This window comes from Rhizobium sp. RAF36, from assembly GCF_052114105.1.
Taxonomy (GTDB): Bacteria; Pseudomonadota; Alphaproteobacteria; order Rhizobiales; family Rhizobiaceae; genus Rhizobium.
The window spans coordinates 177,451-201,411 of sequence record NZ_JBFREC010000003.1 but is presented as its reverse complement, the minus strand read 5'-3'; the positions used below and the strand labels follow the sequence as shown (position 1 = coordinate 201,411).

General features: G+C 57.5%; 21 protein-coding genes and 4 pseudogenes. 13 read left to right on the top strand and 12 right to left on the bottom strand.

Going from position 1 to position 23,961, the window contains the following annotated elements; all coding sequences use genetic code 11:
• Positions 1-47: 47 nt before the first annotated feature.
• Positions 48-709: pseudogene (gene scpB, locus AB4Z25_RS12275) on the bottom strand (SMC-Scp complex subunit ScpB).
• Positions 710-1,911: 1,202 nt separating this feature from the next.
• Here scpB and AB4Z25_RS12270 point away from each other — a divergent pair.
• Positions 1,912-2,265 (top strand): hypothetical protein, encoded by a 354-nt coding sequence (locus AB4Z25_RS12270; RefSeq protein ID WP_162698802.1) that lies wholly within the window; start codon positions 1,912-1,914, stop codon positions 2,263-2,265.
• Between the two features lie 199 nt (positions 2,266-2,464).
• Here AB4Z25_RS12270 and AB4Z25_RS12265 read toward each other — a convergent pair whose 3' ends face one another.
• A complete protein-coding gene (locus AB4Z25_RS12265; RefSeq protein WP_442208105.1) occupies positions 2,465-2,794 on the bottom strand; it encodes a hypothetical protein in 330 nt (109 codons plus the stop codon).
• Positions 2,795-3,085: 291 nt separating this feature from the next.
• Here AB4Z25_RS12265 and AB4Z25_RS12260 point away from each other — a divergent pair, with 291 nt between their 5' ends.
• The 4 genes from AB4Z25_RS12260 (at position 3,086) to AB4Z25_RS12245 (ending at position 6,342) form a co-directional block, all read left to right on the top strand.
• Positions 3,086-3,304, top strand: coding sequence for a ribosome modulation factor (locus AB4Z25_RS12260; protein WP_442208337.1), 219 nt, complete (start codon positions 3,086-3,088; stop codon positions 3,302-3,304).
• A gap of 61 nt (positions 3,305-3,365) precedes the next feature.
• Positions 3,366-3,509 carry a hypothetical protein gene (locus AB4Z25_RS12255; RefSeq protein ID WP_162698809.1) on the top strand — a complete coding sequence of 48 codons (144 nt, stop codon included), beginning with the start codon at positions 3,366-3,368 and terminating at the stop codon, positions 3,507-3,509.
• Between the two features lie 600 nt (positions 3,510-4,109).
• Positions 4,110-4,439, top strand: a complete 330-nt coding sequence (locus AB4Z25_RS12250) for a hypothetical protein (protein WP_112540142.1) — start codon at positions 4,110-4,112, stop codon at positions 4,437-4,439.
• A gap of 1,111 nt (positions 4,440-5,550) precedes the next feature.
• Positions 5,551-6,342: a GNAT family N-acetyltransferase gene (locus tag AB4Z25_RS12245; RefSeq protein WP_162698808.1), complete on the top strand. Its 792-nt coding sequence runs from the start codon at positions 5,551-5,553 to the stop codon at positions 6,340-6,342.
• Positions 6,343-6,580: 238 nt separating this feature from the next.
• Here the strand turns inward: AB4Z25_RS12245 and AB4Z25_RS12240 are convergent.
• A pseudogene (locus AB4Z25_RS12240) lies at positions 6,581-6,805 on the bottom strand (HNH endonuclease); the annotation flags it as partial.
• Positions 6,806-6,918: 113 nt separating this feature from the next.
• On the opposite strand from AB4Z25_RS12240, the gene AB4Z25_RS12235 reads away from it, so the two are divergent.
• Together AB4Z25_RS12235 and AB4Z25_RS12230 are read left to right on the top strand one after the other, a co-directional pair.
• Positions 6,919-7,179, top strand: coding sequence for a hypothetical protein (locus AB4Z25_RS12235; protein ID WP_442208104.1), 261 nt, complete (start codon positions 6,919-6,921; stop codon positions 7,177-7,179).
• Positions 7,180-7,594: 415 nt separating this feature from the next.
• Entirely contained in the window at positions 7,595-7,924 is a 330-nt protein-coding gene (locus AB4Z25_RS12230) for an HNH endonuclease (RefSeq protein ID WP_112516719.1), read from the top strand.
• Between the two features lie 236 nt (positions 7,925-8,160).
• On the opposite strand, the pseudogene AB4Z25_RS12225 reads toward AB4Z25_RS12230, so the two are convergent.
• Positions 8,161-9,131: pseudogene (locus tag AB4Z25_RS12225) on the bottom strand (alpha/beta fold hydrolase).
• Positions 9,132-9,200: 69 nt separating this feature from the next.
• Positions 9,201-9,719 (bottom strand): Dps family protein, encoded by a 519-nt coding sequence (locus AB4Z25_RS12220; RefSeq protein ID WP_112389472.1) that lies wholly within the window; start codon positions 9,717-9,719, stop codon positions 9,201-9,203.
• Between the two features lie 372 nt (positions 9,720-10,091).
• Between AB4Z25_RS12220 and AB4Z25_RS12215 the strand changes: the two genes are divergently transcribed.
• The 5 genes from AB4Z25_RS12215 (at position 10,092) to AB4Z25_RS12195 (ending at position 14,822) form a co-directional block, all read left to right on the top strand.
• Entirely contained in the window at positions 10,092-11,666 is a 1,575-nt protein-coding gene (locus tag AB4Z25_RS12215; protein ID WP_442208103.1) for an ATP-binding protein, read from the top strand.
• Positions 11,659-12,300, top strand: a complete 642-nt coding sequence (locus tag AB4Z25_RS12210) for a response regulator transcription factor (protein WP_112389474.1) — start codon at positions 11,659-11,661, stop codon at positions 12,298-12,300. The genes AB4Z25_RS12215 and AB4Z25_RS12210 overlap by 8 nt, the downstream gene beginning before the upstream one ends.
• A gap of 91 nt (positions 12,301-12,391) precedes the next feature.
• Positions 12,392-12,763 (top strand): response regulator transcription factor, encoded by a 372-nt coding sequence (locus AB4Z25_RS12205; protein WP_442208102.1) that lies wholly within the window; start codon positions 12,392-12,394, stop codon positions 12,761-12,763.
• 26 nt (positions 12,764-12,789) lie between these two features.
• Positions 12,790-13,095 (top strand): UBP-type zinc finger domain-containing protein, encoded by a 306-nt coding sequence (locus tag AB4Z25_RS12200; protein WP_442208101.1) that lies wholly within the window; start codon positions 12,790-12,792, stop codon positions 13,093-13,095.
• Positions 13,096-13,148: 53 nt separating this feature from the next.
• Positions 13,149-14,822 (top strand): FAD-dependent oxidoreductase, encoded by a 1,674-nt coding sequence (locus AB4Z25_RS12195; protein WP_442208100.1) that lies wholly within the window; start codon positions 13,149-13,151, stop codon positions 14,820-14,822.
• Positions 14,823-14,914: 92 nt separating this feature from the next.
• Here AB4Z25_RS12195 and AB4Z25_RS12190 read toward each other — a convergent pair whose 3' ends face one another.
• Together AB4Z25_RS12190 and AB4Z25_RS12185 are read right to left on the bottom strand one after the other, a co-directional pair.
• Entirely contained in the window at positions 14,915-16,030 is a 1,116-nt protein-coding gene (locus tag AB4Z25_RS12190; RefSeq protein WP_442208099.1) for an FAD binding domain-containing protein, read from the bottom strand.
• A 10-nt stretch (positions 16,031-16,040) separates the two neighbouring features.
• Positions 16,041-17,261, bottom strand: coding sequence for an MFS transporter (locus tag AB4Z25_RS12185; RefSeq protein WP_442208098.1), 1,221 nt, complete (start codon positions 17,259-17,261; stop codon positions 16,041-16,043).
• 153 nt (positions 17,262-17,414) lie between these two features.
• Here AB4Z25_RS12185 and AB4Z25_RS12180 point away from each other — a divergent pair, with 153 nt between their 5' ends.
• Positions 17,415-19,709 carry an FdhF/YdeP family oxidoreductase gene (locus AB4Z25_RS12180; RefSeq protein WP_442208097.1) on the top strand — a complete coding sequence of 765 codons (2,295 nt, stop codon included), beginning with the start codon at positions 17,415-17,417 and terminating at the stop codon, positions 19,707-19,709.
• 127 nt (positions 19,710-19,836) lie between these two features.
• On the opposite strand, the gene AB4Z25_RS12175 is transcribed toward AB4Z25_RS12180, so the two are convergent.
• From AB4Z25_RS12175 to AB4Z25_RS12155, 5 genes and pseudogenes are all read right to left on the bottom strand, one after another.
• Positions 19,837-20,130 carry a type II toxin-antitoxin system RelE/ParE family toxin gene (locus AB4Z25_RS12175; RefSeq protein WP_112540125.1) on the bottom strand — a complete coding sequence of 98 codons (294 nt, stop codon included), beginning with the start codon at positions 20,128-20,130 and terminating at the stop codon, positions 19,837-19,839.
• On the bottom strand, positions 20,127-20,369 hold the full coding sequence (locus AB4Z25_RS12170; RefSeq protein ID WP_442208096.1) for a type II toxin-antitoxin system ParD family antitoxin: 243 nt from the start codon (positions 20,367-20,369) through the stop codon (positions 20,127-20,129). The genes AB4Z25_RS12175 and AB4Z25_RS12170 overlap by 4 nt, the downstream gene beginning before the upstream one ends.
• A gap of 419 nt (positions 20,370-20,788) precedes the next feature.
• Positions 20,789-21,387, bottom strand: a pseudogene (locus AB4Z25_RS12165) (ribonuclease activity regulator RraA); the annotation flags it as partial.
• Positions 21,388-21,643: 256 nt separating this feature from the next.
• On the bottom strand, positions 21,644-22,354 hold the full coding sequence (locus AB4Z25_RS12160) for an alpha/beta fold hydrolase (RefSeq protein ID WP_112540121.1): 711 nt from the start codon (positions 22,352-22,354) through the stop codon (positions 21,644-21,646).
• 559 nt (positions 22,355-22,913) lie between these two features.
• Positions 22,914-23,930, bottom strand: a complete 1,017-nt coding sequence (locus AB4Z25_RS12155; RefSeq protein WP_442208095.1) for an HAD family hydrolase — start codon at positions 23,928-23,930, stop codon at positions 22,914-22,916.
• Between the last annotated feature and the right edge of the window lie 31 nt (positions 23,931-23,961).

Genomic DNA, 23,961 nt, shown 5'->3' with positions numbered 1-23,961 from the left:
GGACGTCTCGTCCGTGAGGACAAAACAGATGGTCCGAATTCTAGGCTTCAATCTCCTTCAGATGGTCGCAGCACCGAGAAATCGACGCTCGCATCTTCTTCACCATCAAAGAATTCCTCGGCCGCGACGGAAATGTCGTCGCCATAGGGGATGGTTCTGCTCAGCAATCCATCGTCTTCGAGTGCCTCGATATCAGGAAGATCGTGCAGGGTATCGAAGCCAAAGGCTGATAGAAAATGCTTCGTCGTTGCAAAAGTGTATGGCGCTCCTGGAGCCGGACTGCGTGGTACAGAAGAAATAAACCCGGCGCCGCGTAGGGAGCCAATCGTGTCGCGGCTGACTTCCTTGCCAAAGATCTCCGATAGTTTGCTGCGGGTGATCGGTTGGAAATATCCCACCGCCATCAGCACTATCGCACGAACTCCGACAGTGCCGCCGTCCCTTCACTTGTCGGAGCCGGCAGGCGTGGATCGTCTCGGCGAACCGCGGGCGGGTTCGATGCTGCCAACCACCCGCGACCGACACCAGCTCATCGGGCCGGGAACTGAGCTCCTCGCGCAGATCATCGATGAGAAGAGATGCTGCAGTCTTTTCCGACCACCTGCGCCAGCGTCTCGCGGCTAACGGGTTCGGCAGAAACAAAGATCACCGCCTCCACGCCCATTATCCAAATTTGAGGGCAAGCCGATCGCGCCAGTATCCAAGCCATGGAGGGTCGGCGCGATGCCGTAAGAAATGCAATCGAACTCCCTGGAGCAACGGTCAAGCCGAAGGTCAGATCAACCGCCTCAAGGTACTGAAGCGAGCAATGGACGGTCGCGCCCGCCCGGAACTGATGAGGGCGAGAATGATGCCGCTGAATCACAGAAATTGAGGAAGGACCCAGTTAAGTGCGAAACGACAGCACGTTCATCGCCCGCACTCTCACTTCCCCACCTTGCCCCCGGCCGCACGCTGGGGCGTTTCTTTTCCCGTCGCGCTCGTGTCAGGTGACTAACATCATCAGTTTTGATTAATTCCCGCCGGTGATACGTCTTGGCGGCCACCTTGTTGCATGAAGGGCTCGCCTGCGTATGGCGAGCCCTTCTCAAACGAGACGTGCCCTGGCATCCCTGCTGCGCAAGACTACTCGTTCGCGCCGGGCTCTTGAACACCGCTTTTGGCGTTGAGGGCTTGGGAGGGAATCCTGGAAGATTAATTCCATTGATCCTATTGGCTTTTTGACGCCGCATTTCTCATTGACGAAACCGCGGCTGCAACACCAGAGATTTCATCGGGCCCAATTCCCTCGGCAGCCTACGACCTGTCCGCGCGAAAACATTAGCGCTGAACCGGTATGCGGCCTTCCGAGTTATGCTACCGATGTCAATTTCCCGCACATCATACTCCCCCAGCACCCCCTTGCCGCGCTCTGAGCCGGGTTTTTCTTTCGCAACGGCATCAGACCAAAGTCCTAGGCATGGAACCGCGTTCAGTGGCCGGCGTTTTGAGCGCGTTATCACCTGTTTGGAGTAACACGAATGAAAGCTATTATCATCGCAGGCATGATCGGCCTGGCTTCTATATTCTCATCGGCCACACCCAGTCTCGCGGATAGCGTAACAGTGACGGTCGGAGACAGTCTTCATGGCCGGTCATGGGATCGCCATCATGACCGCCGGGATTGGCGCCACGGCCGACACTACTATCGTCATGGCCCGCGATGCCGCGTCAAGACCGTTCGGTACCGGCACCATCACCGCTGGGTCTACTCCAAGAAGCGTATCTGCCGCTGGTAATGCTCACGAGCGGCGCCATCCGCACTCGGAGGTGCCGCTAGCCTCTTCATGTCGATACTGGAAAAATACATTCAAAAATTGCAATCTAATCGCGGTATGAGCTAGGTTCCCCGTCGATACGTTGGAGGCCACCTTGCCTGATCAATCTTATGAAAGCCGCCACTTGATGAAAACACTGATTTTCACATTGGGTGTCATCACTGAAAGCAATGAACGAGAAAAGCAGCAAATAGCCGACGCCTACTCGGAGGCTCGTTCTCTGGCCGCCTCGATCCCCTGGGCTGACGGATCTGCGAGACCAAGAATCACTGCCTGTCTTGAGCGCTTCAACGAGTGCAAGGAAGCGGAAAGCGTCGAAGCCGCCGCATGGCTCTTAACTGCCACGCAGGAGCGTGTTGCCGAGAAGGATCTGCCGGATTGGGAGACGCTTAAAATCGTTGCCGACAAGGCTGCAGGAATGTTGCCTCGACCTCGTAGATCGCATTGATCGCCCACAAGCTATGGCTTGTCCGCCCGCCCTTGTCTTCGTGTCGGACAGCTCTCGTTCAAGCCGCTGCTGGTTCGTCTTCAGATCCATGATGACGTCCCTGGCGCCGCACACGCTGCCCTGCGATTCCTTCATGTCGCTGAGCTGTCGCTGTTGGTCGAGGAACCGCTGATCATATGCCGCGAAGACGCGATCGAGTTCAGCGCGCGGCACCTGGGCGTCTCGAAGGTCTTTGACCGCATTCCACACCGCGCTGCGTCCGCCACTGCATCTCGTCCTTGCTGACCATCTTATCGACCAGTGTTGCATTAGCCGTCGAGGTGCTGGCGGTTTGAACCTTCGCGTCTTCCCCGATCCGCGTAATGTTGTCCTCAATTGGCTGCAGCGCAAGAAACCCGAAGCCGGCAAGGATGGTGATCGTCACCGAGCTGAAGCCGATGATGATAGACCACTGGGTCTTCGAGCCGCAGCCGACCTCGTTGGAGAGGGTGTTGATCGCGGCGTTGAGCTGCTGGAAGCCCGTGTTCATGTTTGAGCGAAGATCGGAGAGTTTTTTGCCCTGGTTCCCGACGCGCTCCAATAGGCGAGCCCAGGAGGCCACAGGATCGAACCGTTTCCGTTGTTCCTGCTCTCTGCCATCCCTGCCCTTGCCCTTTCGATGCCATGCTATGCTTGATTGTCATGCCTTAAGAAAAGCCGCCCCCGATGAGCGGCTTGGAGTGTTCGGTTGCCCACAATTTATGAACGGCCGTGGGGTAAGGCATTGAAATTCGGCCACCCGGAATTACTTGGAAATACCGTTGGTAATGAGGGTGCCAAAATGTGCTTACTGAGAGAAGTTGAAGAGGCCGAGCAACAGGGGCGTGACCTTGCAAGGTCTGGGGGTCTTGCGTCTTCAAACCCATACGCCGACCGCCTAGATCTGCACTCCGCTTGGCTGAGAGGATACCGTTCGGCGTGGGCAACCGTGATAGTCCCAGCCGTTGCGGGGGGCGCAGAAGGAGACCATCCGGGGCAAAAATTGGCTCCCGCTCGTTAAGCTTCGATCAAGATATATTAGACGACACTCATTCGCGTTGGAGGACGCGCCGGAGGAGCAAATGACCAAGCCACTTCTTGTTGATCATCTTACCGTTTGCGCCAAGCTTGCCCGTTCTGACGGGAACCCACTGATCGAATATTTGATACGCATGGCCCTTCTGGAAGCCAAACCAAAAGGGACGAGAGAGCAGAGCGGGAATTGATACACCCGCAACGCCGCCACTTTCGGCGCGAAGGCCCGGTAGCAGCGTTACCGGGCCTTTTCCGTTAGTGGACGCGGTTCCGGCGTGCCCACTTGTGATGCCACGCTGTGCCTCAATCGCAGCAAGACAACCCTTACGGTTGACAGCCGTGAGGGTTATTCGTTGATGGAAGGGAAAAAGCCGCCTCACGCGAATGAGGCTCAGGAAAGCCTTAGGAACGTGAGGCGGCTCGATACGATGGCAGTGACACTCATCGTATTTGTAAACTTGGCGAGGTCATCAACGCGGCTTTGGAGAGCGGACAATGACCTCTAAACAGATGTCACCAACTGTCTAGATGAAGGGTAGCGGATAAAACTCCAGATGCAAATGGTCTTGGCCGAGCTTTTATCCAAAGCTTGACGGAACGCGCTCCTGCCAAGCGCGTTCCGCATGGCGTTAAAGCCGAAGGAGGGAAGGCTTACGCCAATCAACAACATCGAGATGAGTCGAGAGTTCCGTCAACCTTTAGTGATCCAGTCGGCCGGAACATCAAGGTTCAGCACTTGTTCTCTCCCCGTGTTGCCATCCGGTGACAATTCCTGAAGGAGGAAACATTAAATGAAAATGAAACTCGTAGCCGCATCGCTTCTCGCTCTCGGCATGGCAACTTCGATGTCGTATGCTCAGTCCAACCCGGTTCCGAACAATATGGCGACCGACAAGAACGCCAATGAAGATGCCGGCGGCGGCGCCAATGGCGACATGGACAGCACTGGCACCAAGACGATGAAGCCGATGTCCACCGATGGTACGATGACCAATAGCACGACCAAGACCAACTCAACCGACTGCAAGGACGGCTCCAACACCAAGGGCGCTCTCCAGACCCAGGCGGGCAAGAGCGACGCTACTCCGCAGGGCGTGGCTTGCGGCGAGAACAACCAGTAAAATCTCGCTTTATCGAGAACGAGGCCGGCACGTCCGGCCTTTTTCTTTGCGCGGAATTTATAACCGTGCGCCGTCCCTACCCATAGGTAAGACCTGTATAATGCGACGGTGGAAAATCACATTCAAGGGCGTCGGTCAAACGGGGGCAGTTTGAGCCGTGAACGTTGACCATCAGCCCAAGCAGTTGCATAGGCCTCGAATTTGAAGCTTTGGCTGGTCACGACCCCACCGTCAAGCACGTAGACTGCCCAACCGTCGCCCAACTTCACCACTTTTACAGAATCTTCCACGTCGCTCCCCGCGCAAGGCAGATGGCGATGATAGACCGGTTCAACAGGAGGAAAAAGCCCATTTGTTTGCTTCATTGTTTTCAGATGAGGGTGGGAGGCTTTAACGCCTGCTTCGCCGACTATCGGGAACTCCCATGCGCTCTACATTCGGAAAGGGTCCACACACCCACCGCACAGATTCCGGCCGCGGTATCGTCGATCGCTTTCTGATCTTTCAGCGTGGCGCTCTTTGCTCCGGTGAGCGAGGTCCCGACGATAGCCCTAGTCGTGGATGACAGGCTTTTCCTTCGATGCAGTCACACTTTGCTTGAGACCGGTAACTTCTCCGGGGTCAGGCGGCGCGCAAGAGGGGTGGCTTGGGTTTGAAGATCGAAGGCACGTTCGGTTCTGGCTGTCGGAACCGGTGCCCTCAAGCGATCGCGAAGTTCGCCGTTCAGCGCGGCCGTCCGAACTTGCATGAGCACGTGCGCGCCGTGGAGCGACCATCGCATTGCAGTAGAGATGCGAACGGGGACTTTAAGGGCACCGAGGCAACGGGGAAGCGCGCCATCCCTCGACCCAGCGATGCCCCTGCTAGTCCGCCGCCGATGATTATCAGATCGCATGCCGTGCTGCCCATTGATCGCTCAGCCAATATGTCGCATCGTAATAGTATCATCTACTCGGCAGGGGTCTAGGTAGTGCTTCCAATCACTTTGCTCTCAGCGCGTTGAGCAAGAACATGTCGACGCTTTTGAGCCACGGCCGCCACTACCGACAACGATCCCCGACTTTGGCCGGTCGTTCAAACGATGCTAGCGTCGGAGCAACTGGAGGCGCACATGGCGGGATATTTCGGAACCGACATTCAACAGCGGCTGCAAGCTCAGGCCGAGGAAAGTGCGGAGTTCATCGCCCACACTCCTGGAGCGTGCCAGGCAGGACGTACCATGGGGTGTGACGATCCCAAGCAATTTGGATGGGATAGAATTGGCGAAATCGTCGAGCGAGACGGAGTTTGTGGCTTCAGACTAGTGGACACCGCCGATGTGCCTGAGATCAGTTCCGAACTCTTTGCACGCGGCTGCAGGTTCGACACCTGGGAGGTATTTCTTGCCGAACGCGATGCGGCGTTGCTCGCGTCCTGCAAGATCGCGAGCGAGCCGCTACCGAGCGGTCTTTCCCTGTGGACGATCACGGACGATCCGGAGAACCAGCAAATCAAGGACACGCAGGCCATGATGGCGAGCGCCGGACTTGTCCCCTTTTCCGGATCGATGTTAACGGGAAAGATCGGCCGTTCGGTGACGATCATCATCGGCGACGAGGCCGGAGTTGTGGCTACCGCACACGGTTACATGCCCCACAACGCTTTCAGTCCCTACAGAGGATATGCATGGGGCGGTTTGGTTGCAGTAGCCGAAACTCATCGTGGGAGAGGCCTCGGCAAGTTAGTCAACGCCCTAATGATTGAGCGAGTGCTTAAGGAGCTAGGGGCAAGCCATATTTACGAATTGGTCTCGGCGAGCAACGTGCCTTCGAGACGAATGGTCGAGGCTTGCGGGTTAACGTTGGAGCTGACACTCACCTGTGGAATCGCCACGCCACAAGAAAGCGCGCGTTTCACGAAGTAGTGGGCGCCAAGTTACCAAGACTGTCATGACGGCTATTTGCGCACAGGCGACATGGCACTGCGATGGAGGTATGTCCGCTTTCTGGCATTTAGGGGACGGCCGTTACGTCCGAAAAAGAGGCGCAAAACGGTCGTTACGCGCGAGCCACATATGGCTCAAGAAAATACCTTTTCGGCGTCTTCGCCTTGTAGGGATATGAACCCGCGGCATGCTAATATTTGAATGTATTCTCACGATGCTATTGTAGAAACTGAGGATGCGGGCGCTCGTGAATCCCTGCCGGCTAGATCGCCTTTCCAGTCTTGTTGATGAGACCCTGGATACTGTCGCGATCGTTTGTATGGCGTGAGACCAGAATCTCAAGATCGTCTGACAAGCCGATAAGGCCTCGATCAAACATCCAATGTGCAGTTCCGGAGAGCGCAATGCCGTTCGACAAGATGTCTGGTCCATTTGCTTCAAGAGTTCATCCGCCCCTACCCCACAAGCCTGATCATCCATCGCAAACGGCCGCCGATCCTAAACCGCCATTTCGACCGGACCGCGATCGGACAAGCCTGTGGGATCGAAGACGAAATGGCTGAACTGAAGAAGCAGTTACGGCCGGCACTGGATGCGAATCAGATGGCCGAAGGCACCGCCCGTCGCAGAAGACGATCCTCCGGCGAAGCTGTCTACGCGCGCAAGCAAGGTCGCACCGGCCAGAAAGACCGCGGCCGCCGCCTCGACCAGAAAAGCCCAACGCGCTGCCGCAGACGGAGTTTTCGCACGTCACACAGCGACGTCCCGCGGCCCGGCGCCAAAACCGATCAGCCCTTTTCCCGATCCGCTGTTTGACGCGACCGACGACCCTGCGAATTTCCCGGGTGCGCTGATATACCTTATGGGCCGATTTGGCGACAGCTATTGGCAGCTCTGTCGGGCAGTCGGTTGCGAGCTTCGACATCCTGCGGCGGATCGAGCAGCGCTATCGATTACATCGCGGCGCCCCGGCGATCTCGCCGAGGCGCTTAAACTGATATGAACCGACGACCTGCAAAAGCGCAGACCGCAACTTATGGACAATATTGTACAATTCTCTCGCTTGTCTCTAGGACCGACCAATGGAGCTGGTCGTCTTTACTCCCCTCGGTTACTCCGATGCAAACGCAATTGCCTTGCTGAAACCGGCTTAGTGTTGTCGGCATGTCGGGGATGGTCTAACAAAGCCGCGCGGACGCAGTGTGACGGCCGACAGAGAGACACCAAATCGATGGCACGCAAGCACAGAGACGATTTCGCTTCGCAAGATGACGAGTCAGAGCCGGTCATCTGCCCGCTCTGCGAGCGGGTAATACCTGACGACCAGATCGAGGACCACCATCTTGTTCCCAGGAGTAAGGGTGGCAAGATCAAGGTGCCATTGCACGGGATATGCCACAGCCACATACATGCAGCCTTCACGGACGCCCAGTTGGCGAAGAAGTTCTCTACTGTCTCAGCTATTCTCGAGGATCCAGAGATTCAGAAGTTCGTCAATTGGGTAAAAACAAAACCACCTGGCTTCGATGATGAGGCAGAGAAGCGTAGCCGACGTCGTTGAGAATTGGCAAACAGACTGCCCGCGTAAGGCTTGATTTAAGATTTCCAGCACATTGTCCGCCGGATAAACGCTTTTACTCTATCCTGGTAAAGCAATAATTCGGCATACTTCGCGTTGAACGGATTTGAACCAGTACTTTACGGAAACGGAGTTTTTGCCCAGCCAAGGCCCGTAGAGATCAGTGAGTATGGCGGCCTGAACATCAGCCGCCATACTCGTATTAGAGCTGAAGGCTACTACGCCTTGATGAACGCCAACAGGTCCGGATTGATTACGTCGGCATGGGTTGTCAGCATCCCGTGCGGGAAACCTTTATAGATTTTCCGGGTGCTGTTCTTCAGCAGTTTTGCTTGGAGTTCCACGGCGTCCTTGTAGGGAACGATCTGGTCGTCATCGCCTTGTATGACCAGCATCGGCACGGTGATCGCCTTGAGGTCTTCTGTCTGGTCGGTTTCAGAGAAGGCCTTGATGCCGTCGTAATGCGCCTTGGCGCTGCCCATCATGCCTTGGCGCCACCAATTGTCGATCACGCCTTGCGACACTTTCGAGCCTTCCCGATTAAAGCCGTAAAATGGGCCGGAAGCAACATCGAGGAAGAACTGCGCGCGATTGGCCGCGAGAGCGTTGCGGAAACCGTCGAACACTTCGATCGGTGTGCCATCCGGATTACCTGCGGTCTTGACCATCAGCGGCGGAACGGCGCTGACAAGAATAGCCTTGGCGACACGGCCCTGCGGCTGCCCATATTTAGCGACATAACGAGCGACTTCGCCACCACCTGTCGAATGGCCGATATGGACGGCGTTGCGCAGGTTGAGGTGCTCGGCGACAGCTGAAGCGTCGGCGGCGTAATGATCCATGTCGTGACCGTCGCTCACCTGTGACGAACGGCCGTGGCCGCGGCGATCATGTGCGACGACGCGGTAGCCCTTGCTGACAAAGAACAGCATCTGGGCATCCCAATCGTCGGACGACAAAGGCCAGCCATGGTGAAACACGATCGGTTGAGCCTCCTGCGGACCCCAGTCCTTGTAGAAGATTTCAATGCCGTCCTTTGTGGTCACGAAACTGTGGGTCATTGATTCAATTCCTTGCTGATGAGGAGAAATTTTCTTTTCAGATGCCGAGGCCGGATAGCCAGAGCCAAAGAAATGGTGGTGCCAGTTAGCAGAAACTGCCGACGGGAAAGGGAAAATTCGTTGGTCACGAGATGTCTCCAAGATTTCGAGCCGACCAAGTCCGTATCGGCCGGCATCGCCTTGACGGGCCGATATGTTTACTGGGCGCCGCGGGTGCTTTCGAACAGGAACCAGGCGCGGCGCTCGGCCTCATCGACCCAGTTTTCGATCAGGCTTGCAGTCGCGATATCGCCGTGCTCGTCGCAGAGATTGTGGGTCTCCTTCATCAACGACACCAGCGTGAGGTTGTCCTCGCGGAGTTCGGCCAGCATGTCGGCGGGGGTCACGAAATCAGCATCGTTGTCGAGCAGGCGCTGAACCTTGGAAATATGGCCGATCGAACGAATGGTCGTGCCGCCAATCTTGCGAGCCCGCTCGGCGACATCGTCCGTCATCGCAAAAATCTGTTCGCCCTGCTCATCGAGCATCAGGTGATAATCGCGAAAATGCGGCCCGCTCATGTGCCAGTGGAAATTCTTGGTCTTGAGATAGAGCGCGAAGACATCGGCCAGAAGCGTTGTCAGCGCGCCAGCGATATCGTTGGTCGCGTTCGTGCCAAGCATTGTCGGGGTTGTGAGCGGCGACTTGCGGTGTTTTTCAGCGAGCGTGCGGTCCATGATGATCTCCATTTGGGTTGTGCGAGTTGATGGAATTTTTTTAGACGAGGCAGCCACTCCACGGTATCCAATGCTTGGCTAGTCGAACCCACACCTTGGTATAGTTTCGCATCTCTCTTACTGAAGTTAGGTTTCCGGGGTCTTCGATCCTCCCGAGAAGACGTGCTGGGCTTCATGCCCTGGAAGGTTGGGGCCCCTCTCCCGAACCTTCGGATTCGCAATCCAACAAGGCCATTCCAGCCGCTCTGGGATGGCCTTTTCTTTAAGGCACCTTTGAGATTGAGTGTGCAGCGGAATAGCCGATTTTGGGTTTGCGTTTTTCTGGCCGGGATGGCTTGATGGCGTAATTGGCATCCATCTGGAAAATTGGCATTGCGCTTATTTGGTCTTGTGAACCCGAAACAACGGTTATCACCCTATGAGATAGGGGCTGTCTCTTTCGCTTTTCTGCTTGCCGCCACGCTTTTCTATCTCGACACGTTCACGGACATCCAAAGCGCGCTTGCCACACTCTACGTTATCACGTTGCTTCTGTCGGCGGAAACGTTGACGGAAAGAGGGACGCTGCTGCTGGCGGGCGTCTGCATCAGCCTTTCGGCACTCTCCTATGTCGCCGGTCATGGGCTGCAAGGCGACCTTGCCGCAGCACTTCGCCTGACTGTTGCTATTGCAGCCATGGTTATCACCTGCCTCCTGATCATTCGAAACCAGCGTGCGCGTCTGGCTTTGATAAAATTCAACACCGACTTACAGAGCAGTGAGGAGCGCTACCGAACGATCTTCGAACAGAGCCGCGTCGCCCTGTGGGAGCGCGACTATTCTCAGGTCCGCGCACTGTTAGTGAAACTCCGTGAAAATGGCGTTTCCGACCTGCAGGCTTACGCCCGGAACAATCCCGACTTCATCGCAGATTGCATCGCTTGCATCCCAACGGTCGCCGCTAATGCCGCTGCACTCGAGCTCCTTGGCCACGTCGATGCGCGGAATGTCAGCTCGATGCGCCGCTACATTGCGCAGGACGACGCAACGTTTCTCGAACTGATGGTGGCAATATTCAATCGAGAAAACTCCTTCGAAGGAAAAGGCTCTATCATCACCAGCGACGGCACGACCAGGCTGGTCTTGCTGACGGTTGGGTTTCCGGAAGATGTCGCCAACTTCGACCGGGTCATCGTTGGCATGTTCGATATTACCGAGCGCGAGATGGCGCAAAAGGCACTGTTCGAAGCCCAGGCGGAACTCGCGCTCGCATCGCGAGCCGCAACGGTCGGTGCGCTTTCGGCATCGCTTGCACATGAACTCAACCAGCCGCTCGGCGCGCTTGTTGTCAATGCGCAGACCTTGCAGCGCTGGCTTGATCGCGATCCGCCGGATCTGGCTGCTGTGTCCCGCTCGGCTGAGCGGATCGTCAGAGACAGCCAGCGTGCCAGCGACATCATCCAAAGCACCCGATCGATGCTTAGCGAGCGCACGCCGGTCCTTGAGTCGGTGTCACTTGCCGATCTCGTCAGCGAGACGCAAATGTTGATGGAGAGCGAGCTCGCCAAAAACCGGATCGCATTTGACACCAGTGAAACGCCTGGGATAACGGCGGTCAGCGCCGTCCGCATCGAATTGCAGCAGGTGATGATCAACCTGTTCACCAATGCTGTCCAGGCCATGGCAGCAACGCCAGAGCAACATCGACGGATATCGGTGACGATCGAACCGGCGGAGTGCCAGAGCGTCAGTATCAAGGTTCATGACAGCGGCCCCGGCCTCAGCCCCGAGGTGCTCAAAAATCTGTTCAAGCCGTTTTGCACCACGAAAGCAACCGGTCTCGGCATGGGTCTTGCAATCTGCCGCAGCATGCTGGAAGCGCGGGGCGGTACACTGACCGCCGACAACCACGCCGAAGGCGGCGCACTGTTCCAAATGACTGTACCGATCGAGGCTGTCCATGAATGATGCCAGAAAGTCCGCAAAAGCTCAGGGCAATGACACTCCGGTGGTCTATGTCGTTGACGATGATCCCTCGATCCGCGACGCACTGGTCGATCTGTTCCTGTCGATCCGAACCGAGGCGCACGCCTTCGAGGGCGCCCAGGACCTGCTGGACAAGGCCGATCTCAAGCGACCGGGCTGCATTCTGCTCGACGTGAGGCTGCCCGGCGCCAATGGTCTCGACTTCCAGCTTCATCTGGAAAAACTTGGCAACCAGATGCCGATCATCTTTATGACCGGCCACGGCGATATACCTATGACCGTGCGCGCGATGAAGGCAGGGGCTGTCGATTTTCTGGCCAAACCGTTTCGGGACCAGGATATCCTCGATGCAGTCTCCGTTGCTTTCCAAAAGGACCGTGAAGTCCGTCAGCAATCGGCGGCCAATGGCGCCGTTGCTGACTTGGCAAAGACGCTGACACGCCGCGAACATGAGGTCATGGCAGCCGTCGTGCAGGGCCTGATGAACAAGCAGATTGCCTTCAACCTCGGCATCAGTGAGATCACGGTCAAACTGCATCGCGGCAATGTCATGCGCAAGATGGACGCGCGCTCGGTAGCCGATCTGGTCCGCAAAGCCGAGCTGCTTGGGCTATAGATGGGAGAACCTAGACTCTTGTATGGTACAAGGACCGGTCTCGAAGGGGCATATACCGGGTTGTTGATCCAACACGGCAAGGCCAGAGAAATTGCACAAAACACCAGTCATAGCCATCGTCGACGATGATCGTTCGATCCGCGAAGCGCTTGACGATCTCATTTTGTCCTGCGGCTATCAAAGCCGGCTGTTCACATCCGCGGAAGAGTATCTCGCTGCGCAGGATCGCGCGTCGATCGATTGCATGCTCGTGGATGTCAAAATGCCCGGTCTCAATGGCATCGAGCTGCAGGCTGCGTTGAATGAACAGGATGCGTGCAAGCCGCCAATGATCTTCATGACGTCCTATAGCGACAATAAAACAAGGGCGGCGGCGATGAGTGGCGGCGCTTTTGCCTTTCTCGGCAAGCCCGTAAATTTTAGCCAATTGGTCCAGTGTCTCGAACAAGCGCTGAAGCACTGATCCACATGCCAACGAGGAGTAAATCCATGTCGCACGGCTGCTATCACACATCGACGATCCGGACGGTTCGGCCCAAAACCCTCGGCTGCGAGGAATGCCTGGAAACAGGACAGGCGTGGTTTCACCTGAGACTGTGCCGCGAATGCGGCCATGTCGGCTGCTGCGACCAGTCGCCTGGCCGTCACTCGACCGCGCATTTTCATGCGACAGGGCATCCGGTCATCGAGGGCTACGACCCGCCCGAGGGCTGGGGTTGGTGCTATGTGGACGAGATCACGGTCGATCTGCCGGATCAGACGCCGCAACGTGGTCCGATACCGCGATATTACTGAATGGAAGCGCCCATCGGCATTCGCCAGATGACATTGTAACCACGGGAGAATTCATGGCGGATCTCAGCACCCGACAGCACCAGATGTTTCCGGTGCTTGAACCCCATCAGATCGCCACGGCAAAACGTTTTGCCAGTGGCGACCCACAACATTTCAAAGCCGGGGATTTTGTCTATAGGGTGGGAGATCACGCAGCCCCTGCCTGGCTGGTGCTTGAAGGATCAATGGATGTCTTTCACCATGATGGCCTGTCGCATGAGGCGCCTATCACCACACATGGCGTTGGCCAGCTGTCCGGCGAGGTCAATCAACTTTCGGGCCGCCCGACATTGGCCGGTGCACGGGCCGGTTTGGACGGCTGCACCGCGGTTGCGTTCGATGCACCACATCTTCGCGCCCTGGTGATTGGCTCGGCGGATGTCGGCGAGATTATCATGCGCGCCTTTATCCTGCGTCGTGTCGGTTTGATCGATGCCGGGGCAGGCTCGGTTCTGATTGGTGCTCCCGGCAATGTCGCGTTATCCCGCCTGCAAGGGTTTCTTGCCCGTAGCGCCTTTCCCTATCTCGTGCTCGATTCTTTGTCCGAGGGTGAAGGCCGCTCGTTGATCGAACGCTTGGGCATCCTCGCCTCAGAGCTGCCTCTTATGGTCTGCCCCAATGGCACCGTGCTGAAAAACCCGACCGATGCGGAAGCCGCAGCGTGCCTGGGCATGACGCCTGAACTCACGCCCGGCAAGCTTTATGACGTTGCCGTTGTCGGCGCCGGGCCCGCTGGCCTGGCCACCGCCGTTTATGCCGCCTCCGAAGGGCTCGAAGTCATCGTCATCGACGAGCGTTCGGTGGGAGGACAAGCAGGCGCTTCCTCACGCATCGAAAACTATCTCGGCTTCCCGACCGGCATATCCGGCCAGGCACTGGCCGGGCGCGCCTATAACCAGGCACTTAAATTCGGCGCGGAAATGGTCTTGCCAGTCGCGGTGAACAGCCTGATTGCGCCCGAGGGCGATACCGGAGTGCTGACGCTGGAGCTCGCAGGTGGAAAAGCCGTGACGTCGCGATCAATCGTCATTGCGTCCGGTGCGCATTACCGGCGTCCGAATATTGCCAACATAGAGAGCTTCGAGGGCAATGGTATCTCTTATTGGGCATCGTCAATCGAGGCGAAACTCTGCGCCGGCGAAGAAATCGCCCTGGTCGGCGGCGGCAATTCGGCTGGCCAGGCCATCGCTTTTCTCGCACCTCAGGTCAGGAAACTGCATCTCGTCATCCGGCGCGCGCTCGAAGAGACGATGTCGCAATATCTGATCGATCGCATCAAGGCTTTCCACAATGTCGAACTGCACATGCACTGCGAAGTGGATGCGATCGAAGGCGCTCCCGCAGGCGGCCTGAAATCCGCTACCCTGCGCAATCGGCTGGATAACAGCGAACGACAGCTGTGCCTCCATCACCTTTTTCTGTTCATCGGAGCCGATCCCAATGCAGGTTGGATCAGTAACCGCGTCCATACCGATGAGAAAGGCTTTATCGTTACAGGCCAATCGTTCGATGCGCTTTGCAGCTTTTCCCGCCAGCCCCTACCGCTGGAGACCAGCCTGCCGAATGTTTTCGCCATCGGCGATGTGAGGGCCGGATCGACAAAACGGGTGGCGGCCGCAGTCGGGGAAGGTGCAGCCGTCGTCTCCCAGATCCACGCTGCGCTCAGCCTGATGAAGACCCCGCACTGAAGTATTCGGATTTCTTGAAATCAAACGACCCGCTGGCGGATGCCAACGGGTTTAAATGTCATTCTCTAACGTGATAGACAATCGGTCGGCGCTCAAATTGCCGATGCACCAAGCTGCCGACCGTAAGCAACGATTTCCCGCCCGACGACGCTGCGATCAGCCTCGAACCGCTGCAGGGCGGCAGCAAGGTCAACCGCGGACGCCAGGCAGTTACTCAACGCCATGACATCGCCGGCTGCTTTCGACACGCCCATTGCGGTGTGCGGCCGCGCGACGAAGGCGGCGTCACCGATCAAGACGATTGAACGACCGATCATACGGGGTGCCTCGTAGTCGAAAATACCTTGGATCGACGGGCTCGGCTCCGCTTCAACCGCCAGCGCAAATTGGGGCGGGAGTATTTGTCTCGCATCGGCACGCAAGGCTTCCAGACGGTCGCCCGACAGACCGCCACGCGGCAGCGAAAACGTATGCATCCGCTTAAAGAGATCGGTGAACGTGCCGGCAAGTTCGCTTGGCTGCACCTTGCGATACCAGACCCAGTTGTAGCGCCTGCTCTCGATATTCATCTCGCCCTTCGAGCCCGGCACCAGATAGCCGAGAATATGAACCCCCGGCCGAACATAAAATGAAAACCGATCGAGAAGCAGAGCAGCGCTAGAGGGCAGACTGGCTTCCGGGATCAGCCCGCGCCATGCGACATAGCCGGAATATCCGTTCTGGAAGTCCTCCGGGTTGGCGCCCTTCCGCACCACCGAGCCGAGACCATCGGCGCCGATGACAAGATCGGCTGTCTCCCGCGACCCGTCGCCGAAGACCAATTCGGCGCCACTGTCACCATCCAACACGTCGATGACATCCCTCCCCAACAGGTAACTCCCCGATGCGATACGCGAGGCCACCGTTTCGAAAAGGACGTCCCATGAGATTTGCATCTGGGGCATGTTGACGGTCTGGGCGACGCTGCCATCCTTATTGAGATAGATGCGTTCCTTAGCGAGCACACCGACACGCGCGACATGCTCGCAGCCGATCAGCCGGAGGATATGTAGAAGGTCGGATTGGCCGACCAGGCCCGCTCCCCGGCCGGCAAGACCGTTCTTCGATCGCTCGTAGATGCGAACATCGTGGCCGGCCTGCTGTAACATGATGCCGGCAAAGAGACCGGCGAGCGAGCCGCCGACGATTCTGATGCGAAGCTGTTTCATGGTCCCCACCTCAGTGTCCCATAACCGTTGGCGAATGCCGGCGATGATGAAAGATTTTAACGGAGAAGGCTGCGATGCCGAGTGCCGCGCCAAGCAAGCTGACGGAGAGCCAGCCGCCCTCGCCCCAAGCCAATGTCGCCAGGGCGGAGCCTGCCGCCCCACCGAGAAACATACCGGTCATGAACACCGTATTGAGCCGGCTGCGCGCATCGGCATCGAGCGCATAGATGATGTGCTGGTTGGAAATCAACGCACTTTGTATGCCGAAGTCGAGCACGATAACGCCTGCAACCAAGGAAGCGATCGATGCCCAGACGCCGAAGATCAGCCAGGCGACGATCGTCAGTGCGGCGCCCAGCCAGACAACGAAGTGAGGTCCCCGCTTATCGGCAACCCGGCCTGCGAGCGGCGCTGCGAATATGCCGACCGCACCGACGATACCGAACAGACCCGCAACGTCCGCACCGAGCTGGTACTTCGGTCCCGCGAGATAGAGCGCCAGGACGGTCCAGAAGGCGGTGAACGACGCAAACAGGAATGCCTGAATGATCGTTGCAGCTCGCAATGCCGGATGGCGCTGCCACAGCTGGCCGAGCGACCGGATCGCCTGATGATAGCGTAGGGTCGATGTCGGCCGGTGGTGCGGCACCGCCAACATCAGGCCTGCGGCGACGAGCGCGAACGGCACCGCGATCCAGAACATCTCCCGCCAACCGGCATGTTCGCCGACGAAGCCCGACAGGGTGCGGCTGAATAATATACCCGACAGCACGCCTGCCATGACCGTTCCGATCGTGGCGCCGCGCTTTTCCGGCGCGGCCAGAGACGCGGCGAAGGGTACAATCTGCTGGGCGACAGTGGAACACACGCCGACGATAACCGAGGCTACGACCAGCATCCAGGCAGTCGGCGCAAGTGCCGCGAGCGCCAGCGCCGCCGCCAGAACCACGAACTGACCGATGATCATGCGACGGCGATTGACGAGGTCACCAAGCGGCAGCAGCAGGAACAATCCCAAGGCATAGCCGAGTTGCGTCGCCGTCGGAACCATGCCAGTGATCGGTTGCTGACTGAATTCCGCCTCCATAAGGCCGAGCATCGGCTGATTGTAATAGATGTTCGCGACTGCAATGCCGCCCGCGACGGCCATGGCCAGCAGCGCTACTTGTCCGATCGTATCATTGTGGGTGGCGCTTGCCACACTGCCCTGCATCTGTTCTGTCTTTTCCATTATCCTGCTCCATCGTCAATTGATGTGAGCAAGCTATGTCCAACGGCGTTGCACGCACACCCAATGGACGTCTACTCGGACCTATACATCGGTCTAGGTTCGCATCGATGCGTTCGATGCTAGACCTATCGAATACCATGAAGGGAAATTGCGATGAGCGAGAAGCGGCCGGATGGGATTGAGAGTTACACAGCGCCAGCTGGTGGCTGGGGCGCGCTGAAGGCCGTTGCCAAAACGCTGGTCCGTCAACAGATCATCGCCGAGGGCGCGGCGACACTGTTGAAGGCCAACCAGCCCGAGGGTTTCGACTGTCCCGGCTGCGCCTGGCCCGATCCAAAGCACACAAGTTCTTTCGAATTCTGCGAGAACGGCGCGAAGGCGATCACCTGGGAATCGACAGCCAAGCGCGTCGGCCCCGATTTCTTTGCTTCGCATTCGGTGTCTGATCTCTGGGACTGGAGCGACCACAAGCTTGAAGACCAGGGCCGCCTGACACATCCGCTGATCTACGACCATGGCAGTGACCGCTATGTCGCGATCGAATGGGAGGACGCATTCAATCGCATCGCTGCCGGGCTGAACAGTTTGCCCGACCCTGACATGGCAGAGTTCTATACCTCCGGCCGCGCGTCGAATGAGGCGGCATTCCTGTTCCAGCTGTTTGTTCGCGCCTACGGCACCAACAATTTCCCCGACTGTTCCAACATGTGTCATGAGGCCACCAGCGTCGGCCTGCCGCTGTCGATCGGCGTTGGCAAAGGCACGGTGACGCTTGAGGATTTCGATCATGCTGACGCGATCTTCTCGTTCGGTCACAATCCCGGCACTAACCATCCGCGCATGATGACCACGCTGCACGAGGCTTCGCGCCGAGGCGTGCCGATTGTCGTCTTCAATCCACTCAAGGAGCGGGCACTGGAGCGGTTCGCAGCGCCGCAGAACCCAATCGAGATGACCACCCTCTCCTCCACGCCGATCGCGTCCGCCTATCACCAGGTTCGTACCGGCGGCGATCTCGCCGCCCTCAAAGGCCTGATGAAGCGTATCTTTGAGCGCGACGCGGTTGAGATCGCGGACGGCAGAGCCGGCGTGCTCGATCGCGAGTTCATCGCCACCCATACGACCGGCCTCGATGCGCTGAAAGCCGATGTCGAGCAGACCGAATGGCCTGAGATCATCGAAAAGTCCGGTCTGTCGTTTGAAGCGCTGGACAGCGCCGTCGATGTTTATCTCAAGGCGAAGAACGTTATCCTCTGCTATGGCATGGGCATTACCCAGCATGCCCATGGCACTGCGAACGTACAGCAACTCGCCAATTTCCTGATGCTGCGCGGCAATATAGGCCGGGCGGGCGCAGGTATATGCCCGTTGCGCGGCCACTCCAATGTCCAGGGCGACCGGACGGTTGGCATTACGGAAATTCCAAATGCCGCCCTCCTCGACGGCATGAAAAAAGCCTTTGGCTTTCGACCACCTTCGGAAAAGGGCCACAATGCCGTGGAGGCGATCGAAGCCATTATCGACGGCAGGTCAAAGGCCCTCGTCTGCCTTGGCGGTAATCTCGCCGTCGCCATGTCGGATCCGGAAGCGACGTTCGCCGGGATGCGCAAGCTCGACCTGGCCGTGCATCTTACGACGAAGCTCAATCGCTCACATCTCCTCCTGGCAAAGACGTCGATCATTCTGCCGGTGCTGGGCCGCACGGATCTGGACATTCAGGCGTCGGGGCGTCAGTCCGTCACTGTCGAGGATTCCATGTCGATGGTGCATGCGTCGCGGGGATTCCTAAAGCCGCCAAGCGACCATCTGCGCTCGGAACCCTGGATCGTTGCCGGCATGGCCAAAGCAACGCTTGGTGACCGGTATGGCATCCATTGGGACGACATGGCCGGCGACTACGGCCTGATCCGCGACAAGATCGAGATCGTCTTTCCAGATTTCCATGATTTCAACACCCGCGTGAAAACGCCCGGTGGCTTTCGCCTAACTGTGGCCGCATCGGAACGGGTGTGGAATACACCATCCGGCAAGGCCGAATTTCTCGTCGCGCCGGGGCTCGATGAGGATGCGCGCTTGCGCGATCCCGATGCTCTCGTGCTGACCACATTGCGCAGCCACGACCAGTACAACACCACCATCTACGGCCTCGACGACCGGTACCGCGGCGTCTTCGGTCGTCGCGATGTGATCTTCATGAACCGCAAGGACCTTGAAATGCGTGGTCTTGCCGACGGCGACCTTATCGACATCGAAGCGATTTCGGAAACTGGTGGCAGAACCGTAGCCGGGTTTACTGCGGTTGCTTATGACATCCCGCCGGGTTCAGTTGCCGGATATTACCCGGAAATGAATAAGGTCATTGCGTTGGCCGACTACGACAGGAAATCAGGGACACCGGCTTACAAGGGGATTCCAGTCAGGATCCGCGTGACAGACCTCGCCCCCTGATCAGGGCGCAGCCTGCCGCGGAAAAACACGGCGGTCTATTCGGCTGCATCACCTGCTGTTGAAGTTCAGTCGCCTTGAACCAATTCGAACCAAAGGCATACAAAACCCCACAGCTCCATCCGTGGCGCTACATTGAAATACTTGCCCAATCTTCATGCCCATGGCGAATTCGTACTACGAAAATTTTCTCATCTTCTTCAACCCGATAGACGATGAGATGTGCTTTGAAGGGATGAATTCTGACGGGCGGTTCGATCTCATTCCGTTCGCGTGCGATGCGTGGGTTAGCAGCTATCAGATCAAATAATACGAAAAGTTCATCGTGGTAGCGTTTTGCTTGATCTACTCCGAACCTACGGGCACCCTGCTCGGCGATCGCAATAATGTCTTCTTCCGCCTCGACAGAAAGCTTAAAACTCATGACTCGCCGGCACGAGCCATCGCCTCAGCGAAGAGTTCATCCTTTGATCGAATGCCAACGCCACTTTGGAGCCCGGCCTCGACGAAACTTTGCATGGCGGCAATCTTGTCGTTTCGTGTCTGGTCGCGTCTGATCAGGTCGCGTACGTAGTCGCTAGCGTTCGAATATCGCCCAGTTCTGGCCTGCGCCTCCACCCAATCCTTCATCGGGTCTGGAAGAGATACGTTCATTGTCGCCATCGGAAACCTCCATTTGAAGGGATCATATTCAATTTTGGCAAAGTTTGTCAAATATCCCATATCTGTGTGTGTCAGAACCGTCCCCCATTCTTTCTTGAGCTCCCTGCTTCGATACCTCCGAGATCGACGCCCGCGAGCCGCACCAACTTTTCTATGGAATCGCCACTCGCGAGCAACTATGAGACGACAGCAGTCGGATAGACGTTTTCACCACATGCAACATATCGAGTGGCTAGAACCTGCCCTCGACGTGACGCCAGTTTCGGCGTCGGTAGTTCACCAAACTTGCGTCGACACAGCGAAGTAAAAGAAGGGCGGTGAGGCTACACCGATTAGCAGGATTTCCATTCTGCGAGTTTCCTGATGTTTTCAGAAGCGCCAGAGCCGAGCGCGGACCCAGGCGTCCCTACGACCGTTTATCAGGCGTTGTTCTTCTTCCACTCTTCGTAGCGCGCCTTGTTTTCGGCGTTGGCAGGGTACAGGCCGGACAGCGCTGCGCCATTGTTGACTTCTTGCATGATCCAGCCCTCCAGGCACTCCTGCTCCGTGGCGGCTTCGAGAATATCATCAATCATGGCTTCCGGGATGACAACAGCACCATCGTTGTCGATGATGATGACGTCGTTAGAGAATACGGCAACACCACCGCAGCCCACGGGCTGGTCCCAATCGACGAATGTCAAGCCGGCGACGGACGGAGCGGCCGCGCCAGAGCACCACACCGGCAGGTTTGTCCCCAGCACTCCGTCAAGATCGCGCACCACGCCATCCGTGACTAGCGCGGCGACGTTCCGTTTCGCCATACGCGCTCAGAGAATGTCGCCGAAATGCCGGCATCCTTGATGCCCATCGCGTCGACGACCGCAATGCAACCGTCGGGCATGGCTTCGATGGCCGCGCGCGTGGACTTGGGAGAGGACCAGGATTCCGGTGTCGCCAGGTCTTTGCGTGCAGGAACAAACCGAAGCGTGAAGGCACGACCGACGATGCGGCCCCGGCCAGGCTTGATGGGGGAAGCGCAATGGCAGATTTCCGCCCCTTGTTGGCAGGATCTGGCCCCTGAAGCGAATTGATCGAATACTGCAAACAGGAGGAAGATGAAACCTGCGGCGAGTGATCGACCGCATCGGCGCCGGTGTGCCGCTTACCTTTAAATCATGAGGTTTTCCAATGACTAACGAAACGAAGGTCGTCGCTGGCATCAAGGTCCCTGATAGCGCGATGGCGAAAGCGGCAGCAGAGCTGGTCCGTGACACCGAGACGGATCTTCTCTCCTACGCAACCACTCGCAAGGTGGCCTTTGAGCCACTGCCAGCCAGCGACCGAACGAAGGACAGGATGCGCGGCGTCACCTGTTCGGCCATTTCCGTGTGGGGATAATGTCCGGCACCTTCGACGATCATGGTCTCAGCATTGAGTTTTCTGGCCAGCGTATGGGCTTCGGCGGCGGCATCTTTGAAATCGGGGTCCTTGGTACCCATGACGATCAGGGCCGGCACCTTGGTCTTCTCTAGGATCGCCGCGGTATCTGCCTTGGAAAGATTGATCATCGCGCGGAGGGCGTCCATCCGTGCCGGCTCCCGCAGGTTTCTCGTGATCGCCGCCTTGACCTCAATATGGTCCGCAGTCTTTTTAGTCGGAAACAAGCTGTCCCAATACATGGTCCAAAACCCGACGCGCCAAGGTCCGGCAAAACCAATGCCCAAGGCCAGCTTCTGGACGAAAGACACTTCGAGATCGCGAACGATCGGCCCAAGGAGTACGACGCCGTTTACCTGTTCGGGAGCATCCTGTGCCGCCCATAAGGCAGAGCCTGCGGCAAAGGAATTGCCTAAGATGGTGGCTGAGCCGGCGCCAAGCTTCTTCAGCACTGCGACGGCGTCACGACCGACGGCACGCGCTGAGTAATCGCTCCACTTCGCCGTAGTCTCCCCGTAGCCGCGGGCATCCATGGTGATGACGCGGTAGCCGGCTTGCTGCATCATTGGGTTCAGGTAGCGGGCTTCCGTGGAGCGGGGGGCGGGAATCGCAAAACCTGGCGTTCATTGTTTTTACTGTGCTTTCTAGCTTCAATGAGTTCTTTGGTACGGTGCGTGTGTCACATAATGTGGCACAATCCCCCTCGCCCGGACGCCGTTCAAGGCATGCACTTATTATGCACCGATGTGTCGGCGATGGCAATCATTTCGCCAGCCCTTGCATGACGCGTTTGCCCGGTCTTGACCCACCGCGCGCTTATGGGCCGCCCAGTGTGATAGGCTGATCGGATATGGTTCTGGATCAATGGCGTCGAACGATCTCGATACAGCAGCCCTGAGCTTTTGGGCTGTATTCCCTGTACTACGGAGCCTTATGCCGGTTCAGCGATTGAAGTGCCTTATCGAAGTCGATCCCGTTCGATCGACAATTGCTATCAATGTGCGGGCTGACGCTACCCGCCATTCTCACAAGGTCGATACCGTTCAGGCCCGCCCGGGGTGTCGACATCGGTGACAATCGCGTTGACGTCGGTCGCCTGCCGGACCACGTTTCGTCTAAAGATGCCTACTTTTCGATGATCTCCCTCCAGTCATCTTTCATGCTGACAACATGAAATCCGAACTGTCTCGCGGCGTCGAGCGAGTAGCTGTCGGACTCCGAGTATGCGAACTCGCGCTCAGCATCGTCGTGATTGATCAAGATTTGGAAGCTCGGGCCATCCCTGTCCCTAGACCAACGCATCATAGCAATGTCGCCTCGTCCGCCTTCGTTGCCGCCGACAAAGACCGGACGCTTGCCAATGGCAAGGTTGAGCGTCACAGGCTTGCCCTCCTTGTCATTCAGATGGCCGATCTTACCGGTATAAACGAGGACGGTTCTTCCATCGCGCTCGCCCAGCTTCGTTTCAAGCCAGGTTCCCATTACGTTTTCCGGCGGAATACCGAACATTTCCTCGGAAATCTCTCGAGTAAATAGTATCGGGCTGCCGCTGCAGATGTAGACAGTGAATCCATTTGCCTCCAGCAGATCAATGAGTTCGCGCATCGGTTTGTAGGCCGTCTTAGTGTATGGAACGACGAACTTCTCGGAGATAGCTTTATCGAGCATTGGCCGGACGTTAGCCGCGACCTCCTCCGTGGTTTTCCCATCCGTCGCAGCAGCGATAATGTCCACCTGTCCGTCTTCCCCCTGCGCAACGACGGTCTTCAGATCGCCTTTCAACAACGCGGCAACGGCTGGCGGAGCGCCCAGCAACGGGTTCTTCTCGACATTCAGCTTTATGTCAGCGAGGACAGGAATGAGCGCGATCGGCATCGGATGTTCGGGAGTGAGCGTGCCATCCATGTCGAACGCAGCAGTCCGATCGGCATTCGGAACGAAGTCAGCGCCACCCTCGGTCGAGACCCTAGTAACAAACTCGACGATGGCCTTCTTCGTGGCGGTATCGTTCCAGGAAGGGAGAGCATCTGTTTCAGCGAATGCCTGCGTTGAGGTGATAACTGCGATCTCCACCAAGATTTGGGAGAGCGATACGATCTTCCAGATGTCGCTCCGGGAAAACAGCGTTGATCGGACAAACATTGATGTCTCCTGTCGAAATCGCTCCGAATGC

Bases quoted from the DNA above. Each gene is read 5' to 3' on its own strand.
- AB4Z25_RS12185 (WP_442208098.1), bottom strand. From the start codon at position 17,261: ATGGAAAAGACAGAACAGATGCAGGGCAGTGTGGCAAGCGCCACCCAC.
- AB4Z25_RS12245 (WP_162698808.1), top strand. From the start codon at position 5,551: ATGGCGGGATATTTCGGAACCGACATTCAACAGCGGCTGCAAGCTCAG.
- AB4Z25_RS12160 (WP_112540121.1), bottom strand. From the start codon at position 22,354: ATGATGCAGCAAGCCGGCTACCGCGTCATCACCATGGATGCCCGCGGC.
- AB4Z25_RS12265 (WP_442208105.1), bottom strand. From the start codon at position 2,794: ATGAACACGGGCTTCCAGCAGCTCAACGCCGCGATCAACACCCTCTCC.
- AB4Z25_RS12170 (WP_442208096.1), bottom strand. From the start codon at position 20,369: ATGGCGACAATGAACGTATCTCTTCCAGACCCGATGAAGGATTGGGTG.
- AB4Z25_RS12230 (WP_112516719.1), top strand. From the start codon at position 7,595: ATGGCACGCAAGCACAGAGACGATTTCGCTTCGCAAGATGACGAGTCA.
- AB4Z25_RS12190 (WP_442208099.1), bottom strand. From the start codon at position 16,030: ATGAAACAGCTTCGCATCAGAATCGTCGGCGGCTCGCTCGCCGGTCTC.
- AB4Z25_RS12175 (WP_112540125.1), bottom strand. From the start codon at position 20,130: ATGAGTTTTAAGCTTTCTGTCGAGGCGGAAGAAGACATTATTGCGATC.
- AB4Z25_RS12195 (WP_442208100.1), top strand. From the start codon at position 13,149: ATGGCGGATCTCAGCACCCGACAGCACCAGATGTTTCCGGTGCTTGAA.
- AB4Z25_RS12180 (WP_442208097.1), top strand. From the start codon at position 17,415: ATGAGCGAGAAGCGGCCGGATGGGATTGAGAGTTACACAGCGCCAGCT.
- AB4Z25_RS12210 (WP_112389474.1), top strand. From the start codon at position 11,659: ATGAATGATGCCAGAAAGTCCGCAAAAGCTCAGGGCAATGACACTCCG.
- AB4Z25_RS12220 (WP_112389472.1), bottom strand. From the start codon at position 9,719: ATGGACCGCACGCTCGCTGAAAAACACCGCAAGTCGCCGCTCACAACC.
- AB4Z25_RS12255 (WP_162698809.1), top strand. From the start codon at position 3,366: ATGACCAAGCCACTTCTTGTTGATCATCTTACCGTTTGCGCCAAGCTT.
- AB4Z25_RS12250 (WP_112540142.1), top strand. From the start codon at position 4,110: ATGAAAATGAAACTCGTAGCCGCATCGCTTCTCGCTCTCGGCATGGCA.
- AB4Z25_RS12260 (WP_442208337.1), top strand. From the start codon at position 3,086: ATGTGCTTACTGAGAGAAGTTGAAGAGGCCGAGCAACAGGGGCGTGAC.
- AB4Z25_RS12235 (WP_442208104.1), top strand. From the start codon at position 6,919: ATGGCTGAACTGAAGAAGCAGTTACGGCCGGCACTGGATGCGAATCAG.
- AB4Z25_RS12155 (WP_442208095.1), bottom strand. From the start codon at position 23,930: ATGTTTGTCCGATCAACGCTGTTTTCCCGGAGCGACATCTGGAAGATC.
- AB4Z25_RS12200 (WP_442208101.1), top strand. From the start codon at position 12,790: ATGTCGCACGGCTGCTATCACACATCGACGATCCGGACGGTTCGGCCC.